Genomic DNA, 17,260 nt, shown 5'->3' with positions numbered 1-17,260 from the left:
GGACCCATAGGATGATGCCGCTGCCGCAGGGTCACTCAGGGCCCACCTGGCGCCTGTCACTCCCTGTCACCCGCCGGACGGACCATGCTCGCTCTCAAGATCTCGGTTTACTCGGTCGTCTTCTTCTTCATCGGTATCTTCGTATTCGGCTTTCTGGCCAGCGATCCCACCCGCACACCCAGCCGCAAGGATCTCGAAGACTGAACCCCAGGCTCGCAAATCCATGCCGTTGATCGGGTCAGTCGATCTGACGTGGCAGGATCGGCGGCTGCTCAGGATCTGCGGTGCCCCCGGCGAACCCCATCCCCTGGACGATCGGGTTGATCGGCACAGCCGGCCTGCTGGGGTGCTGGGGACCCGTTCAGGCTCTTCCCCTGGCTGACGATCCAGCCTCGATCGAGCTGGAGGCCGAGGCACCATCGCCGCAGCCGTCTGAACCCCAGCCATCCCAACTCCAGCCGTCTGCACCCCAGGCATCTCCACCGCAACCCCTTCCTCCCCCGCCAGCGCCTGCGCCAGCTTCAACTCCCACCCCCAGCCCGGATCCCGCCCCGCCCCAATTCCTCGAGATCAGCGCTGATCAGCAGGGATTCGACCAGCTGATCCAGCGCTACGTCGCCACCGGCAATGTGCAGGCAGCCGTGGCCGGCGGGCGTTTGCTGGCCGAGCGGCTCGAATACGACACCACCAACCGCACGGTTTATGCCAGTGGCAGTGTGCGCTTTGCCCGGGGTGCCCAGGCTTTCCAGGCCAGCCGGCTGCGGTTCAGCCTGATCGAGGCCACCGGCGAGCTGGAGGACGTCTATGGGGTCCTGGATCTCTCCACCAGCGAACTGGACCTCAATCCCGAGCTGCCGCCTTCGCTGCCCCTGCCACCGTCTGAGCCGATCGCCTGCCCACCGGCCCTGCCACCGATCCCCGACTGGCATCCCCATCCCTGGGCCGGCACCCTCTGGGGGGGACAGCTTTTTGATGCGAATTTCGGCGATACCTTCCTCTTCAACGGTCAGTTCCGCCAGGAGACCCTGGTCGGGGCAGGCCTGCAGCGAAGGGTGTGGCGATCGGGCCCATTTGCTGTGGAACTGGATTTCAACGCCCTCGGTCACTGGGCCTCCGCCCAGAAGGGAAGCGGTTTCAGCGGCCGTTTCACGAGGGGCGACAGCTCAGGGCTCGACACCGCCGCCCAGGGTTTCGGCGAATTCACCGCCGGCATCGGTCTGCGGGCCTGGCTGCGGCCCTGGCTGAGCCTGGGCGTGGTGCAGGGCGTGAGCCTGCTCACCAGCCCCAGCAACTTCGAGAGCACCTACCGCGACCGGTCTTCCCAGCTGCTCAATTACCTGGGCTTCGAAGTGGAGGCTGCTGTTTCTCCGCAGTGGTCGTTGGTGGGGCGCATTCATCACCGCTCGGGTGCCTTCGGCACCTACAACGGCGTCAATGAAGGCAGCAATGCCTACCTGCTGGGGTTGCGCCACCGCTTCGGAGCGGCACCCGCCAGCAAGCCTTCCCCCCAGGCCGCCATGCTTCCCGCCAAGGGCTGCGCCAACCGCGGCGACGAGCCTCCCGATCGACCCCGTTCGCTCTCTGAGGCCCTCGAGCAGACGGCGATGGGCGGAGAGGCCCCTGATCCGGTCCCGCCGCTCGCGCCAGCCACCCAACTCCCCGCCCCCGCTGCGGCGACCGCGTCGCCCCCAGGCCGCAGCTTCGCTGAGCTGCGCCAGCAGGAGCGGGCCCGGGAGGCGGCGATCGCCACCGTCGAGCAGCGAGTCACCGATGTCCAGGCGCGGGAGGGGCTGCGATCCGAACGCCGCTTCGGTCTTCCCGGTGGCACCGACCTGACCGACACCCAGCAGAACAATGACTTCGGCCCGGCTTCCCCACCCCAGGTGCGGCGCCTGCGGGGTCTCAACAACCAGGGTCTGGTGCAGGGGACCCTCACCCGCCTGCGTTTCCAGGCTCCCCGCATCACGATCACCCGCTCCGGCTGGAGGGCGACCCGGGCCAGCTTCAGCAACGATCCCTTCACCCCCGCCCAGGTCTGGATGGACGCCGACGATGTCGTGGCGGTTCAGGAGAAGAACGGCGACATCGTGATCCGCTCGAATCGCAATCGCCTCAAGTTCGAGGATCGGTTGTCGATTCCGGTGACGACCCGCACCCGCATCCGCAAGGAACAGGAGGTGGAGAACCGCTGGGTGCTCGGCTCCGACCAGAGGGATCGTGACGGCTTCTACATCGGCCGCCGCCTCAAGCCGATCGGCATCGGTGCCAGGGGCATCCTGCAGCTGGAGCCCCAGTTCCTGCTGGAGCGGGCCTACCAGGGCACCACCGACAGCTATCCCCTGCCTGGAACCTCCGCCGCCTCCCCCACGGTGCAGCAGAACACCACCCTGGCGGATCTGTTCGGCCTTGAGGCACGCCTGAGCACGCCGCTGCTGGGCTTCGAGACCGACTTCAATCTCGACATCTCCACGTTCAATCCCGACAACATCGCCAATGGCACCCGCAGCTGGGCGGATCTGCGGCGCAGTCTGCGTCTGCCCCTGGTCGGCGACACGGTGGCGCGGCTGTTCGCCGCCTATCGCTTCCGGATCTGGAATGGCTCGCTCGGCGAACAGGATGTCTATTCCGCCTATGGCACCTCCCTGGAGCAGAAGGGTGTGCTGCCGGCCTGGGGCAGGCTGTACAACAGCTATTTCTGGCGGGTCGGGGTCGGCAATTACCAGAGCAACACCTTCGTGAACGGCAGTGAGCAGGACAACTTCGCCCAGCTCTGGCGGGCCAATGCCTACGGCGCGATCAACAGCTCCATTCCGCTCTGGACCGGAACGGCGTTGCCTTCAACCCGTGATGCTGCCCTGCGTTATTCGCCTGTGCCGATCGTGCCCGGCCTCACCATCAACACGAACCTGTCCGCCAACCTCGCCTACTTCGGAGATGGCACCAACCAGAACGTGCTCTCGTTCTCCGGCGGGCCCACGCTCACCCTGGGCCATTTCAGCAAACCTTTCCTTGATTTCACCCAGCTGACGATCACCGGAGGCATCGGCGTCCGTCAGGGCCAGAGCCCGTTCGGCTTTGACCAGGCCGTTGACCTCGGCACCGTGGGAATCGGTCTCACGCAGCAACTGGCCGGCCCCCTGCTCTTCAATGGCGGCATCGGCCTGAACGTGGATGGTTCCTCCCCGAACTACGGCGATGTGACGGGGTCGTTCGTGGAGCTGCGCTGGCAGCGCCGCGCCTATTCCTTCAGCGTGTATTACAGCCCCTACGAAGGATTGGGAGGCGTGCGGGTGACCCTGGGTGATTTCGGCTTCAAGGGCACCGGAGTGCCGTTCGTTCCCTATCAGCCGGTCACCCCCGGTCAACCCCGCGGCGGCCTGTTCTGAGCGGCATTTCGGGCCTGATTTGCATCAGCCACACCTTCCACCAGCCCAGGGCAAGCCTCAGGCAGAAGCAAATCCGTTCAGGTAGGGAAGCCGCTCCGCCGTATCGCGCAGCTCCTGATCGTGGGCCACGAGCTGACCGGTGGCATCCCACTGGCCGCTCCGCAGCATCTGGCTTGGCCCGGGTCCCAGCTCCAGGGGCCAGGCTGCGCCGCCGTCGCTGTGCAGGCCGGCGGTGTCCACCTCCAGGCGGAACACAGTGGCTGGCTGGGCTTCGACCAGGGCCTGCAGGGCCCTGATCTGGTCGTGGGAACCCTGCAGGCAGGGGATGCCGAGGGCCAGGCAGTTGCCGAAGAAGATCTCGGCGAAGCTCTCCCCCACCACGGCCCGGATCCCCCAGCGCATCAGGGCCTGGGGAGCATGTTCCCGGCTGGATCCACAGCCGAAGTTGCGATTCACCAGCAGGATCCGCGCTCCCCGGTGCTCAGGCCGATCGAGGGGATGGGCTCCGGCTCGCTCGCTGCGGTCATCGGCGAATACCTGCTCGCCGAGGCCCTCGAAGGTGACGCATTTGAGGAAGCGGGCCGGAATGATCCGGTCGGTGTCGATGTCGTCGCCGTTGAGTGCCACGGCGGTGCCAGCCACGGAGCGCACCGGACCGAACGGGAAACTGGGGGAGGTCATGGCGGGCAGGCCGCGGAGAGCACGGCTTCAGGATTCGGCGAAAGAGAGCGGGGGGCGGGAGTTTCCAGCAGCTTGCGCACGTCGGCCACATGGCCGCTGACCGCAGCGGCCGCGACCATCGCCGGGCTCATCAGCAGGGTGCGGCCACTGGCCGAACCCTGGCGCCCCTTGAAGTTGCGGTTGCTGGAGCTGGCGCTGATCTCTCGACCCTCCAGTCGGTCGGGGTTCATGGCCAGACACATCGAGCAGCCGGGTTCGCGCCACTCGAAACCGGCGGCCCGGAACAGCTGATCGAGTCCCTCGGCCTCGGCGGCGCGGGCCACCTGCTCGGAACCCGGCACCACAAAGGCGCGGATTCCCGCCGCCACCTGCCTCCCCCGGGCCACGGCGGCGGCGGCGCGCAGATCACTCAGCCGGCCGTTGGTGCAGCTGCCGATGAAGCACACATCCACCGGCAGGCCGACGATCGGCATCCCTGGCTGCAGGTCCATGTAGCGGTAGGCCTCTTCGGCGATCGGTCGCTCGTCGGCGTGGAGCTGATCCGGGGTCGGCACCGCCTCATCCACGGCGATGCCCTGGCCTGGCGTGATGCCCCAGGTCACCGTTGGGGCGATCTGGGCGGCATCGAAGCGAACCTCGTCGTCGAACACGGCATCGGCCCCGCTGCTCAGGCTGCTCCACCAGGCCACAGCCCGCTCCCAGGCCAGGCCGGCCGGCGGGGCGAAGGGACGGCCCTGGAGGTAGGCGAAGGTGGTGGCGTCCGGGTTGACATAGCCGCAGCGGGCCCCCCCCTCGATCGCCATGTTGCAGAGGGTCATGCGTTCCTCCATCGAGAGGCCATCGATGGCGGGCCCGGCGAATTCATAGGCAAAGCCGACACCGCCCTTGACCCCGAGGCTGCGGATGATGTGCAAGACCAGATCCTTGGCGTAGACACCGCTCTGGAGCTGGCCATCCACCCAGATCCGGCGCACGTTGAGCTTGTTCATCGAGAGGCTCTGGGACGCGAGCACGTCGCGCACCTGGCTGGTGCCGATCCCGAAGGCGATCGCGCCGAAGGCACCATGGGTGGAGGTGTGGGAATCGCCGCAGGCCACGGTCATGCCCGGTTGGGTGAGACCCAGCTCCGGGGCGATCACGTGCACGATTCCCTGGCGGCCGCTGCCGAGGCCGTGCAGGGGGATGCCGTGTTCGCCGCAGTTGCGCTCCAGGGTGGTGAGCATCTGCTCGGCCAGGGAATCGGCAAAGGGCCTGGCCTGGGAGGTGGTGGGCACGATGTGATCCACCGTGGCAACCGTGCGCTCCGGGTGCCGCACGCCGAGGCCCAGGTCGCGCAGGGCTGCGAAGGCCTGGGGGCTGGTGACCTCGTGGATCAGGTGGAGGCCGATGAACAGCTGGGTGGAACCACCGGGGAGCTCCGCCACCCGGTGCTGTTCCCAGACCTTGTCGTACAGCGTTCCGGCGCTCACCGTGACTCCCGTGGATGCAAACACCCTAAAACCGGGTGATCCATCAGCCCAGTTCCAGGCGCAGCCGATTCAGGGCCTCACCCACCGTGAGGGTCTGGATCCAGGTGCGCCCCCGCTGAGCACCGAAACGCACCGCTTCACTGCGGCCGCCCCCGGGGCCGACCACGGCGATGTGGACCAGCCCGACCGGTTTGTCGGCACTGCCGCCGCCTGGGCCGGCGATGCCGGTCACGGCGATGGCCCAGGTGCTGCCGGTGGCGGTGCGGGCCCCTTCGGCCATGGCGATCGCCACTGGGTCGCTCACGGCTCCATGGCTGGCGAGCTGCTCGGCAGGAACCCCGAGCAGGCCTGCTTTCACGGTGTTGGCATAGGCGATCACGCCACCGAGAAACCGATCGGATGCGCCGGGCACCGCCGCCAGGGCGGCCCCGATGCCGCCACCGGTGCAGGATTCCGCCACTGACAGCGTCTCTCCCCGCTGGCGCAGCCGCTCCAGCACCACCGAGGCCAGGCTGTCGGAGTCGGTGCCGAAGCACAGCCGGCCCGTGCGGGCCCGCAGTTCCGTTTCCAGCGGCCCCAGCAGTGCCCTGGCCGCATCCGCCGTGGCGGCCCGGGCGGTGAGCCGCAGCTTCACTTCTCCGGCCCCGGCATAGGGGGCCACGGTGGGATTGGCCAGCTCCAGCAGATCGGCCACCTGCTCGGCCAGGCTCGATTCACCGATTCCCCAGAAGCGCAGCAACCGGCTCTCGAACACCGACCCCGCCATCGCCTGGCTGCGCAGCCAGGGCACCGCCGTGCCGTTCCACATCGCCCGCAGCTCGGCCGGCACACCCGGGAAGCTGAGCACTGTGAAGCCCGGCCGGGGGCTCCAGATCACTCCCGGTGCCGTGCCGGTGGGGTTGGGAAGCAGCGCGGCCCCTTCCGGCAGCAGGGCCTGCTTGCGGTTGCTGGCGGCGACTGGCCGCCCACGACCCGCCAGTTTGGCCTGGATATCGGCCCAGACTTCCGGCCGTTCCTGAAGAGGAGCGCCGAAGGCGGCGGCGAGGGCCTCGGTGGTGAGGTCATCGGGAGTGGGGCCCAGGCCACCGGTGCAGATCAGCAGGCGGCAGCGCCCGGCCGCTTCCCGAACCACTTCGATCAGCCGCTCGCGGTTGTCACCGACCACGGTCTGGCGATAGTGGGGGATGCCGAGTGCCGCCAGCTCCTCAGCCAGCCAGCGGGCGTTGCCGTTGACGATGTTGCCCAGCAGCAGCTCGGTGCCGATGCAGAGGATCTCGGCGGCGCCTGAGTGGTTGCTCTCCCCCATCACGGCTGGGGGTGGTCGATCGGGGCGGCACTCCCCCGCTCCCCGGCCAGCAGGCAGGCCGCCGCCTCCCTCTCCCGCCCGTGACGGCGGCGGGAACCGGTCACGGCTCCGATCAGCACCGCCGTGGCCAGGGCAAGCCAGAGAAAGCGCATCTCCACGTTGGCCGCCACCAGGGCCAGGGCCGCCAGCCACTGGGTGAAGGCATAGATCAACAGCACCGTGCGGCGATGGCTGAAGCCGGCCCGCAGCAGCCGGTGGTGCAGGTGGCGCCGGTCGGGATAGAAGGGGGAATGGCCCTCGCTCAGCCGTCCCATGATCACCGCCGACATGTCGGCCAGGGGCAGCGACAGGATCAGCACCGGAAACAGCAGGCTGACGGTGGTCAGTCCTTTGGCGGGTCCCACGATGCTGATCGCCGCCAGGGTGAAGCCGAGGAAGTAGGAGCCGCCATCGCCCATGAAGATGCGGGCGGGGTTGAAGTTGTGACGCAGAAACCCGAAGCACGCTCCGGCCAGGGCGGCCGCCAGCAATCCGGCGGCGCTCTGCTGAAGGCTGAAGCTCACCGACAGCAGGCCGATGGCGGCAATGCCGCCCACCCCGGCGGCGAGCCCATCGAGGCCATCGATCCAGTTGATCGCGTTGGTGATCCCCACCAGCCAGATCAGGGTGGCCAGCAGGCTGAGCCAATCGGGAAGGACGAGGCTGGCAGGTGGCTGGCCGAACAGACCGAAGGGCAGATCAATCGCGCCGATCCGCACCCCCTGGCTCCATACGGCCATCGCCACGGCCACCTGGCCGGCCAGGCGTGGCAGGGGCGGCAGGGCGAAGAGATCGTCGGCCAGGCCGATCACGAAGAAGCAGAGTGCGCCTGCCAGGGTGGTCCAGATCAGCTGATCCTTGGCGGGCTCCAGGTTGCCGAATCCACCCAGGGCCCAGATGATCGCCAGGGCCAGGGAAAAACCGGCCACCATCCCCACCCCGCCGAGCCGCACCATCGGTACGTCGTGCTGCTTGCGTGGATCGGGAGGATCGATCAGACCGTAGCGAAGGCCAAGCTTCCTCACCAACGGCACGATCAGAGCCGTGAGCAGGGCGGCGATCCCGAACGTGACTACAGCAACTTTGAGCGGACTGCTGAAAAGGTCGGCCGGGCTGACCATGAACGGTCCGGTGGTGCAGACGAGCTTAGGGAGCCGAGGTCAGGCCGGCTGGGGGACCCGGGACGGTCCGTAGAGCGGGAAGCGGGCACAGAGTGCCTTGACCCGCTCGCGGCAGCGCAGCTCGATCACCGCGTCCTCGGGCTTGAGCAGCCGATCGGCGATCACATCGGCCACTTCGGTGAAGGCCGCTGCATCGAACCCCCGCGTGGTGAGGGCGGCACTGCCGATCCGCAGCCCGCTCGTCACGAAGGGAGATTCCGGGTCGAAGGGAACCGTGTTCTTGTTGGCGGTGATGTTCACCTCGCTCACCAGAAGGTCAGCCGCTTTGCCGGTCAGGCCGACCGAGCGCAGATCCAGCAGCACGATGTGATTGTCGGTGCCGCCGGACACCACCCGGATCCCCCGCTCCATCAGCCGGTCCGCCAGGGCCCGGGCATTGATCACCACCTGCTGGCTGTAGGTGCGGAAGGCGGGCTGAAGGGCTTCACCGAAGGCCACCGCCTTGGCGGCCACGACGTGCTCCAGGGGCCCCCCCTGGCTGCCGGGAAAAACGGCCTTGTCGAACTGGCGGCCGAAGTCGGCGTCGCCGGTGAGAATCAGGCCGCCGCGGGGGCCGCGCAGGGTTTTGTGGGTGGTGGTGGTGACCACATGGCAGTGGGGGATCGGGCTGGGGTGCACCCCAGCCGCCACCAGGCCGGCGATGTGGGCCATGTCGGCCAGCAGGTAGGCGCCCACCTCATCGGCGATGGCGCGGAAGGCGGCGAAATCGATCGTGCGGGGGTAGGCGGAATAGCCGCAGATGATCAGCTTGGGGCGGTGCTCCAGGGCCAGCTGACGAATCAGCTCGAAATCGAGCTGTTCGGTGTCGGGGGAAACGCCGTAGTGAACAGCCTTGAACCACTTGCCCGACACATTCACCGGAGAGCCGTGGGTGAGGTGCCCGCCGTGGGAGAGGTCCATGCCCAGGATCGTGTCTCCAGGCTGCAGCAGGGCCAGGAACACGGCGAAGTTGGCCTGGGCGCCGCTGTGGGGCTGCACGTTCGCCCAGGCGGCGCCGAACAGCTGGCGGGCGCGGGCGATGGCCAGTTCCTCGATCGCATCGACGTGCTCGCAGCCGCCGTAGTAGCGCTTGTGGGGCAGCCCTTCGGCATATTTGTTGGTGAGCACCGAACCCTGCGCCTCCATCACCGCCCGGGAGGTGAAGTTCTCGCTGGCGATCAGCTCCAGATGGGCGCGCTGCCGATCCAGTTCCTTGCCGATCAGGGCGGCGATGGCGGGATCACCCGCCGCCAGGGTCTGGTTCAGGGCCACATCGGTGAGAGCCGTCATCGCTTCGCACGGAGCCAAGGCCCTCAATCGTAAGAAACCGCTTGCCCCTTCAGGGTTCAACCTGATCCGAAACCAAGCTGATCCGGGATCAGGCTGATCCGGAACCAACCCAGCCCTCAGCCCTCCGGTCCCGGCCCCCTCTCTGCACACACCCTGAGCCTGGAGCGGAACCCCAAAAAAAAACCGTCCCGGAGGACGGTGAAGAAAACGCGCCTGGAGAGATTCGAACTCCCGACCCTCTGATCCGTAGTCAGATGCTCTAATCCGCTGAGCTACAAGCGCTTGAACCGTCATTCTCACCGCATGGGGGGCCCATCCGTCAACTCTCGGCGGCAAGAGAGAGCGAGGGCCAGAATCAGCAGAGCCCTTCCGGGTCCAGCCTCTTCCCCATGCCCATTCGTTGGTACGGACCCGCCGACCCCGCTGATCCCACCTATCGCCACTTCGAGCGCGTCGTCAACCTCTGCGTGCACGGAGGACTGTTCGCCGCAATCAACAGCGGCCTCTGGTTCGTCCAGGGGTTGCGACATCCCTGGCACCATCTGGATTGGCTGACCCTTGGCTGGGCGGCCGGGCTGTTGCTTCACCTGGTCATCGTCTGGCGGTTGCGTGGATCAGCCGCATCCGGTGGTGCGTCATCGTGATGGCTGGATCGGAGCTCGGACCTTGACCTTGAAGGCAGAGCAACTCAAGGAGCTGGCCGTTGCGCTGGCCGATCGGCTCTATGTCCAGGTTGCCGGCTGGCATCTGTATCTCGGCGATGCCGGGCTGGCCGATGCTCTGGCCATCGAGTGCGCCGCCCGCCTGGACCAGGGCGCGGGCATCTGTGCCCGCCAGGCCCTCGAAGCGGTCCAGGTGCCGATCGGAGGGGGCCCCGGGCGATTGCCCCTGGCCCGGTTGATTCCGCCAGGCCAGCTGCAGGACCTCGAAGACGTGCTGGAACCCTTCTGCCCCTGAGGCGAGCCCACACGATCGGCAACAAGCCGACCTCGAAAGCCCAACCACGCATAGTGTTTGCCTTGCCGCAGGCGCTGGATGTTGGTCATCGAGGTCACCAACGCCCGTGAGGTGGTCCGCCAGCGCATCGGCCGGTTGGGCGGCCGGCTGATCGGCAAGGTGGTTGACGCTGAGGCGCAGGTGGAGAAGGCGTTGATTCAGGAACTGGAAACGGCCTTTCGCGAGTTCGGCATCGAGGCGAGGATCTTCTCGATCGACGGTCCCCAGATGCTGGGCCGCAGTCACATCGAGATCCCCGTTCAGGTGAGGGAGGAACGGCAGGTGCGTCTCAGGGACGGCGACTGAAACGTGCCCGAAGCTGCCGTCCCATGGCGATCGCCTCCGGTACCCCCGCCGCCGTGGCCAGCAGTCCGTAGATCCCGAACGCCAGGGTGGAACTCAAGCCGCACTGCAGCAACTGGCCGATCAGTCCGGCCGGCCATTGCACCCCGATCGAGAGCAGCCAGGCCGCCACTCCGGCGCCGATCGCGGCCAGCAGCAGCAGCAGGCTGTCGCGGCCCCATTCCAGCAAGGGCAGCGTGCCCAGACGCCGTTGCAGGGCGAGCAGCAGCCCGAGGCAGGTGAGCACATTCACCGCCACCGTGGCCATCACCAGCCCGGCGGCGCCGAAGTTGAACCCCGGGAGCTGAAGTCCCCAGGGGGTGGGGCCCCCGACGAACAACCAGCAGAAGATCACGTTGAAACCGATCCCGGCCAGGGAGAAGCGGAATGGCGTGTTGCCATCACCCAGGGCATAGAAGACGCGCACGATCACGTCGCGGCCGAGGTAGGCGGGCATGCCGATCCCGTAGGCGATCAGCAGGCTCGTCACCAGCTGGGCCGCACCCAGGTCGAAGGCCCCCCGCTTGTAGATCAGGGCCACGATCGGACCGGCCAGACCCACCATCAGGGCCCCCAGCGGCAGCATGCTGGCGTTCGAGAGCATCAGACCCTGGCGGATGCGGCCGACCAGGGCCGATCGGTCGGCTGGGGCCGTCAGCCGGGAGAACAACGGCAGCAGCGGCACGAGCAGGGCGTTCGAGATCAAGCCCAGCGGTGTCTGCACCAGCAGGTTGGCGTAACCCAGGCCGGCCGCCGCACCCACCATCCCCGAGGCGAAGAACAGACTGGTGAACACATTGATCTGGAGCATCCCCGAGGAGAGCGTGGCCGGACCCATCACCTGAAGCACCTCCCTGACGCCAGGGTGCTGCCAGTCCCAGACGAGCTGGAACCGATTCAGCCCCTCCTTCGCCAGGGCGGGCAGCTGGATCAGCCACTGCAGCAGCGCCCCCAGGGTGGTGGTGAGTGCCAGCACCACGCCGCCGATCACCGCCGTGGCGGGCAGGGTGATCGCCGGGCCCAGCTGCCACCAGAGAATGCCGATGCCGCCGATCATCGCCACGCTCGACACCAGCGGGCTCACCGAGGGCAGCCAGAACACGTCGGCGGCATTGAGAGCCCCGAAGCCCAGGCCGATCAAGCCCGAAAACAGGGCCATCGGCGCCATCCAGCGCAACTGCAGCACTGCGATGGCGTGGCGCTCGTCGGTCAGCCCCGGCCCCACCAGGGAGATCAGCGGATCGGCTGCGATCACCAGCAGCACGGTCACACCAAGCAGACCAATCCCCACCAGGGTGTTGATCGCTGCCAGCACATGGGCCCCCTCTTCGCGGGGGCGGCGGGCCAGCACGCTCACCATGGCGCTGTGGAACGGCCCGTTGATGCCCCCCAGCAGGATCAGCAGGAAACCGGGCAGCACATAGGCGTAGTTGTAGGCGTCGTAGGCGGCTCCCACCCCGAAGGCGGCGGCGATCACCAGTTGGCGGAGCAGACCGGCCACCTTGCTCAGGGCCGTGGCCAGCGCCACGATCAGGGCGATGCGCCGCAGGGATTTCGCCATCCAGTGGGTTCCGAAGCCGGGTCGATCGGCTGATTCTCCCCTTCAGCCCGGCAGGATGGCCCCCCGGCCGCTGCCCATGCCAACCCAGATCCTGAGCCTGGAGAACCTGGTCGAGGGGGTTTTGCTGAAGCGCTACAAGCGCTTCCTGGCCGACGTCCGCCTGGCCGACGGGAGGGTGGTCACCGTTCATTGCCCCAACACCGGGCCGATGACCGGCGTCCTGCATCCCGGTGGTCTGGTGCGGCTGCGCCACGATCCGCGGCCCGAGCGGAAGCTCGACTGGACCTGGGAGCAGGCCCGGGTGATCGGCGCCGATGGCGAACCCGGCTGGGTCGGGGTGAACACGGCACTGCCGAACCGGCTGGTGCGGGCCACGATCGAGGCCGGCTGCCTGGAGGCCTGGCTGGGGCCGATCGCCTCGATCCGGGCAGAGGTGCCCTATGGAGCCGGCCGCCGCAGCCGGATCGACCTGCTGCTCACTCCGGCCGAACAGGCTGAGGATCCCCGACCGATCTTCGTGGAGGTGAAGAACACCACCTGGAGTTGCGGGGACCTCGCCCTCTTCCCCGATACGGTCACCGAGCGGGGCCAGAAGCATCTGATCGAGCTGGCAGCCCTGCCGCCCGACGCCCGCGCCGTGCTGCTGCCTTGCCTGAGCCGCTGGGATGTCAGTCGCTTTGCGCCAGGTGATTCCGCCGATCCCCTCTATGGCGAGCTGTTTCGCTCAGCGCTGGCGAAAGGGGTGGAGGTTTTGCCCTGTCGCTACCGCTTCGAAGCCCATGCCATCACCTGGCTGGGGCTTGCCTCGGTGGAGGAAAGAGGCCCCGATCCTCAGCCTTGAGGAACGTTTTGAGCTTTTTGTAGCGGATGCCACCGGGCAATGGTTCAACACCATGCACTTTGAGCCACGAAGGAACGCTTCCTGCGTCGCCAAGGTCTCATCACCGTCCTTTCCTCTTTGATCGCCCCATGACCGTTGCTACCCAAGCTCCTCGCCGCTCCAAGCCGCGGCGAATTCTGGAGGCCAGCCTGCTTGAGGCCCCTGGCCTTCTGGCCAGCCGCTTCAGGGGGCTGAAGAATGAGCGCACCCTCACCTGGTTGGCCTGTATTCCACTGGCCCTGTTCGGTCTGGGTCTGTTCAATCTTTCAGCCCATGCTGCCGAGTTGCCGGAACTCACCCCGGCCTTCCTGATCAACAACCTCTGGCTGACGATCGCCGCCATTCTGGTGATCTTCATGAACGCCGGCTTCGCCATGGTGGAGGCCGGGATGTGTCGCCAGAAGAACGCCACCAACATCCTTGCCAAGAACCTGATCGTCTTCGCCCTGGCCGTGACGGCCTACTGGGTGATCGGCTTCTCGCTGATGTACGGCGAGGCGGTGGTTCCTGGTTGGCTCTTCTACGGCAAGGGTGGTCCGCTCGGGCTTTTCTTCGATCCTGCCGTCACTCCGGAGATGGTCAAGGACGGTCTGCTCGTCCCCAGCGTTGATTTTCTGTTCCAGGTGGCCTTCGCCGGCACCTCCGCCACGATCGTTTCCGGCCTCGTAGCCGAGCGCATCAAGTTCGGAGAATTCGTTGTTTTCTCTCTGGTTCTGGTGGGCTTCGTCTACCCGATCGCAGGCAGCTGGAAGTGGAACGCCGCCGGCTGGCTCAACCAGCTCGGTTTCATCGACTTTGCCGGCTCCACCCTGGTGCACTTCGTCGGTGCCTGCGCCGGTCTGGTCGGCGCCATCATCCTCGGCCCCAGGATCGGCAAGTTCGTCAACGGCAGGCCCCAGGCCATTCCCGGTCACAACCTTTCGATCGCCACCCTCGGTTGCCTGATCCTTTGGATCGGCTGGTACGGCTTCAACCCCGGCTCGGTGCTGGCGATGAATGAAACCGTCCCCTACATCGCTGTCACCACGTCCCTGGGAGCCGCTGGTGGCGGCATCGCAGCCACCTTGGTTTCGCAGCTGAAGTCGGGCAAGCCCGACCTCACCATGACCATCAACGGCATCCTGGCCGGCCTGGTCGGTGTGACCGCCGGTTGCGATGGCTTTTCGATGCCGGCCGCCTGGGTTGTGGGCTTCATCGCCGGCACCATCGTGGTCTACTCGGTGAGCATTGTTGATGGTCTTGGCATCGACGATCCCGTCGGCGCCTGGTCGGTTCATGGCACCTGCGGCCTCTGGGGAACCCTTGCCGTCGGCCTGTTCAACACCGACAAGGGCCTCCTGTTCGGCCATGGCTTCGCCCAGTTCGGCCTGCAGATCCTTGGTGTGGTCGCCTACGGCATCTTCGTGGTGGTCTCTTCCTGGATCATCTGGTCGATCCTCGGCAGTTTCTCCGGTGGTATCCGCGTCACCGAAGAAGAGGAAATCGAAGGTCTCGATATCAGTGAGCATGGGATGGAGGCCTATCCAGACTTCGTCTCGACGGCCGGCTGATCCCTTAGAAGCGCTTCTTCAATCCCCAACCCACGGCTGCGGCCGTGGGTTTTTTTGTGCCAGTGGTCTGGTCTCGCCCATAGAGTCGGGAGGAGATTCCAGGCGACGCGATGGACACCCGTGCTTTCAAGCGTTCGCTGCACCACTCGGAGCGCTACAACCGCCGCGGCTTCGGCCGGGCAGAGGAGGTGGCCAGCCATCTCGAGCAGGCCTATCAGAGCGAGCTGATCGCCAGCATTCGCGAGAACGGCTACGAATGGCGCCACGGCCGGCTCACGGTGCGCCTGGCCGAAGCTTTCGGGTTCTGCTGGGGTGTTGAGCGGGCCGTGGCGATGGCCTACGAAACCCGGCGCCACTACCCCACCGAGCGGATCTGGATCACCAACGAGATCATCCACAACCCCTCGGTGAACGACCACCTGCGTGAAATGAATGTGCTGTTCATTCAGGTGGAAAATGGGGTGAAGGATTTTTCAGAAGTGGACACCGGTGATGTGGTGATCCTGCCGGCCTTCGGGGCCACCGTGCAGGAGATGCAACTGCTCAATGAGCGCGGCTGCCACATCGTGGACACCACCTGTCCCTGGGTGTCGAAGGTGTGGAACACGGTGGAGAAGCACAAGAAGCATGCCTTCACCTCGATCATCCACGGCAAGGTGAAACATGAGGAAACCCTGGCCACCAGCTCCTTCGCCGGCACCTATCTGGTGGTGCTCGGTCTGGTTGAGGCCCAGATGGTCTGTGATTACATCCTCGGCCATGGCGATCGCCAGGCCTTTCAGCAGCATTTTGCCAAAGCCTGTTCCCCAGGCTTTGACCCCGACCGAGACCTGGCCAGGGTTGGTGTGGCCAATCAGACCACCATGCTCAAGAGCGAAACCGAGGAAATCGGCAGGATGTTCGAGCGCACCATGCTGCAGCGCTATGGCCCGGTGGAGCTCAACGAGCACTTTCTCGCCTTCAACACGATCTGCGATGCCACCCAGGAACGCCAGGACGCCATGTTCTCCCTGGTCGATGAACCACTCGATCTGATGGTGGTGATCGGCGGCTACAACTCCTCGAACACCACGCACCTGCAGGAGATCGCCATCAGCCGTGGCATCCGCTCCTTCCACATCGACACGCCCGAGCGGATCGGGCCCGGCAACCGGATCGAGCACATGCCCCTGGGAGGGGAACTCGAAACGGTTGCCTCCTTCCTCCCCGATGGGCCGCTGCGGGTGGGGATCACCTCCGGGGCCTCCACTCCCGACCGCGTCGTGGAGGATGTGATCCACCACCTCATGGAGCTTTGCGACAGCTGAGCGCTGTCACAGCAGCGGCAGTTTCCCAGGCTTGCCGCACCTAGATTTCGTTCACATCCCTTCGATCTGCAACCCCTGCCCGGCAGGGGGGCAAAGCTGAGCCGTTTGACCATCACCCAGCCACCGAACCTTTCCGCCGCCGCCACCACGGCCCCACTCAGGAGTGGGGCCGACACCCGGGTTCGCTGCTACAGCAGCCAGTTCACCGATCTGATGGAAATGGCGGCTCCGGCGACCGTGGTGGGTGATTACCTCGACCATCACGACGGCTGGTTCCGCCGCTGTGCTGCGCCCATGAGGGTGTTGGCGCTGGGGCACAACAGCTACGCCCTCACCCTCGGTCGTTTCGGCAACTTCGGCTTTGAAGTGGAGCCAACGATCGCTCTGGAGCTTCTGCCCCAGAGCGAAGGGGTCTATCGCATCGGCACCGTCCCCCTGGCCGATGACGCTCCCTCGCGCCAGCAGGTCTACGACGTTGACTTCAATGCCTCCCTGCGGCTGGAGTCCTGGAACGGCGAGCTCGGACCGGCTACCCAGGTGTGCTGGGATCTGGATCTCCGCGTCTGGATCCGTCTGCCGGCGGTGATCGGGTTGTTGCCGGAAAGCCTGGTGCAGTCGAGCGGCGATCATCTGCTCCGCCAGATCGTCAGGCAGGTATCCCGCAAGCTCACCTGGAAGGTGCAGGAGGATTTTCACGCCACCCACGACCTGGTCTGCCCGCCGCGCCGCCGCGCCGCGTTCTGAGCCTTCCTGCCAGCCATCCGGATCGAGAAGCTTCAACTGGAGGCCGGGCGGCTGAGCTTCAGCTTCGGATTGTCGCCTTGTTCAACGGTTGGTCCAGATCTTGTTGACGATCTCGATGCCGCTCACCGCCTGCCAGAGAAACAGGGTCATCACCGTCATGTTCAGACCGACGTGGGCCTTGCGGGCGATCAGGTTGCCTCGTTGCATCAAGGGTGAGAGGGAAGCCGCCAGGGCGATCAGGCAAACCATCGCAATGCCGGCCAGCAAATGGGGGCCGACGAAGAGCTTGCCGTTGTTCAGGTAGGTGACAGCCATGCCCCCGAAGCTGCCCACCACCATGATCACCAGCACGAGGCTGCCGATCAGGTAGTGACGCTGGGCGTACTTGCCCTTGATCAGCTCCTTGCGCTGTTCAGGTTCGGCCGTTCGGGTTTTCTTGGCCTTGATCCCCAGAAACAGGGCGTAACCGGAGAGGGCCAGCAACGACCACATCAGCAGCGGATGGAGGAAGTTGAGGTTGAAGGCGAGGGCGTCCGGCATGGATCGGTC

General features: G+C 66.3%; 16 protein-coding genes and 1 tRNA gene. 9 read left to right on the top strand and 8 right to left on the bottom strand.

Going from position 1 to position 17,260, the window contains the following annotated elements; genetic code table 11:
* The first annotated feature begins 84 nt into the window (after window positions 1-84).
* Together KQ307_RS04365 and KQ307_RS04360 are read left to right on the top strand one after the other, a co-directional pair.
* On the top strand, window positions 85-204 hold the full coding sequence (locus tag KQ307_RS04365; RefSeq protein ID WP_071800827.1) for a photosystem II reaction center protein I: 120 nt from the start codon (window positions 85-87) through the stop codon (window positions 202-204).
* A gap of 80 nt (window positions 205-284) precedes the next feature.
* Window positions 285-3,386: a DUF3769 domain-containing protein gene (locus tag KQ307_RS04360; RefSeq protein ID WP_259727072.1), complete on the top strand. Its 3,102-nt coding sequence runs from the start codon at window positions 285-287 to the stop codon at window positions 3,384-3,386.
* A gap of 57 nt (window positions 3,387-3,443) precedes the next feature.
* Here the strand turns inward: KQ307_RS04360 and KQ307_RS04355 are convergent, their stop codons facing one another.
* From KQ307_RS04355 to KQ307_RS04330, 6 genes are all read right to left on the bottom strand, one after another.
* Window positions 3,444-4,067, bottom strand: coding sequence for a 3-isopropylmalate dehydratase small subunit 2 (locus KQ307_RS04355; protein ID WP_259701724.1), 624 nt, complete (start codon window positions 4,065-4,067; stop codon window positions 3,444-3,446).
* A complete protein-coding gene (gene leuC / locus KQ307_RS04350; protein WP_259727071.1) occupies window positions 4,064-5,536 on the bottom strand; it encodes a 3-isopropylmalate dehydratase large subunit in 1,473 nt (490 codons plus the stop codon). Before leuC ends, KQ307_RS04355 begins: the two co-directional genes overlap by 4 nt.
* 43 nt (window positions 5,537-5,579) lie before the next feature.
* The gene (locus KQ307_RS04345; protein ID WP_259701725.1) at window positions 5,580-6,842 is read right to left on the bottom strand and encodes a competence/damage-inducible protein A; all 1,263 of its coding nucleotides are present in this window, start codon (window positions 6,840-6,842) and stop codon (window positions 5,580-5,582) included.
* Window positions 6,842-8,002, bottom strand: a complete 1,161-nt coding sequence (locus KQ307_RS04340) for an MraY family glycosyltransferase (RefSeq protein ID WP_259727070.1) — start codon at window positions 8,000-8,002, stop codon at window positions 6,842-6,844. The genes KQ307_RS04345 and KQ307_RS04340 overlap by 1 nt, the downstream gene beginning before the upstream one ends.
* A 39-nt stretch (window positions 8,003-8,041) precedes the next feature.
* On the bottom strand, window positions 8,042-9,331 hold the full coding sequence (glyA, locus tag KQ307_RS04335; protein WP_259727069.1) for a serine hydroxymethyltransferase: 1,290 nt from the start codon (window positions 9,329-9,331) through the stop codon (window positions 8,042-8,044).
* Between the two features lie 208 nt (window positions 9,332-9,539).
* Window positions 9,540-9,613 (bottom strand) — tRNA-Arg (locus KQ307_RS04330).
* Window positions 9,614-9,720: 107 nt separating this feature from the next.
* Here KQ307_RS04330 and KQ307_RS04325 point away from each other — a divergent pair.
* From KQ307_RS04325 to KQ307_RS04315, 3 genes are all read left to right on the top strand, one after another.
* Entirely contained in the window at window positions 9,721-9,975 is a 255-nt protein-coding gene (locus KQ307_RS04325) for a hypothetical protein (RefSeq protein WP_259701728.1), read from the top strand.
* A 22-nt stretch (window positions 9,976-9,997) separates the two neighbouring features.
* Window positions 9,998-10,288: a DUF3181 family protein gene (locus KQ307_RS04320; RefSeq protein ID WP_259701729.1), complete on the top strand. Its 291-nt coding sequence runs from the start codon at window positions 9,998-10,000 to the stop codon at window positions 10,286-10,288.
* Window positions 10,289-10,366: 78 nt separating this feature from the next.
* The gene (locus tag KQ307_RS04315) at window positions 10,367-10,633 is read left to right on the top strand and encodes a cytochrome-c oxidase (RefSeq protein ID WP_259701730.1); all 267 of its coding nucleotides are present in this window, start codon (window positions 10,367-10,369) and stop codon (window positions 10,631-10,633) included.
* Here the strand turns inward: KQ307_RS04315 and murJ are convergent.
* Window positions 10,617-12,230, bottom strand: coding sequence for a murein biosynthesis integral membrane protein MurJ (gene murJ / locus KQ307_RS04310; protein ID WP_259727068.1), 1,614 nt, complete (start codon window positions 12,228-12,230; stop codon window positions 10,617-10,619). The genes KQ307_RS04315 and murJ overlap by 17 nt on opposite strands.
* 76 nt (window positions 12,231-12,306) lie before the next feature.
* Here murJ and sfsA point away from each other — a divergent pair, with 76 nt between their 5' ends.
* The 4 genes from sfsA to KQ307_RS04290 all read left to right on the top strand — a co-directional run bounded on the left by sfsA (window position 12,307) and on the right by KQ307_RS04290 (window position 16,711).
* A complete protein-coding gene (sfsA, locus tag KQ307_RS04305) occupies window positions 12,307-13,071 on the top strand; it encodes a DNA/RNA nuclease SfsA (protein WP_259727067.1) in 765 nt (254 codons plus the stop codon).
* A 128-nt stretch (window positions 13,072-13,199) separates the two neighbouring features.
* Window positions 13,200-14,660 (top strand): ammonium transporter, encoded by a 1,461-nt coding sequence (locus tag KQ307_RS04300; protein ID WP_259727066.1) that lies wholly within the window; start codon window positions 13,200-13,202, stop codon window positions 14,658-14,660.
* Between the two features lie 110 nt (window positions 14,661-14,770).
* On the top strand, window positions 14,771-15,967 hold the full coding sequence (locus tag KQ307_RS04295; RefSeq protein ID WP_259701734.1) for a 4-hydroxy-3-methylbut-2-enyl diphosphate reductase: 1,197 nt from the start codon (window positions 14,771-14,773) through the stop codon (window positions 15,965-15,967).
* A 105-nt stretch (window positions 15,968-16,072) separates the two neighbouring features.
* Window positions 16,073-16,711 carry a DUF1997 domain-containing protein gene (locus KQ307_RS04290; RefSeq protein WP_399235799.1) on the top strand — a complete coding sequence of 213 codons (639 nt, stop codon included), beginning with the start codon at window positions 16,073-16,075 and terminating at the stop codon, window positions 16,709-16,711.
* A gap of 81 nt (window positions 16,712-16,792) precedes the next feature.
* Here KQ307_RS04290 and KQ307_RS04285 read toward each other — a convergent pair whose 3' ends face one another.
* Window positions 16,793-17,251 (bottom strand): DUF4079 domain-containing protein, encoded by a 459-nt coding sequence (locus tag KQ307_RS04285; RefSeq protein ID WP_259701735.1) that lies wholly within the window; start codon window positions 17,249-17,251, stop codon window positions 16,793-16,795.
* Window positions 17,252-17,260 lie beyond the last annotated feature (9 nt).

This window comes from Synechococcus sp. CS-1326, assembly GCF_025128115.1.
In the GTDB taxonomy this organism is placed as follows: domain Bacteria; phylum Cyanobacteriota; class Cyanobacteriia; order PCC-6307; family Cyanobiaceae; genus Regnicoccus.
This window is presented reverse-complemented; position numbering and strand designations above follow the sequence as displayed.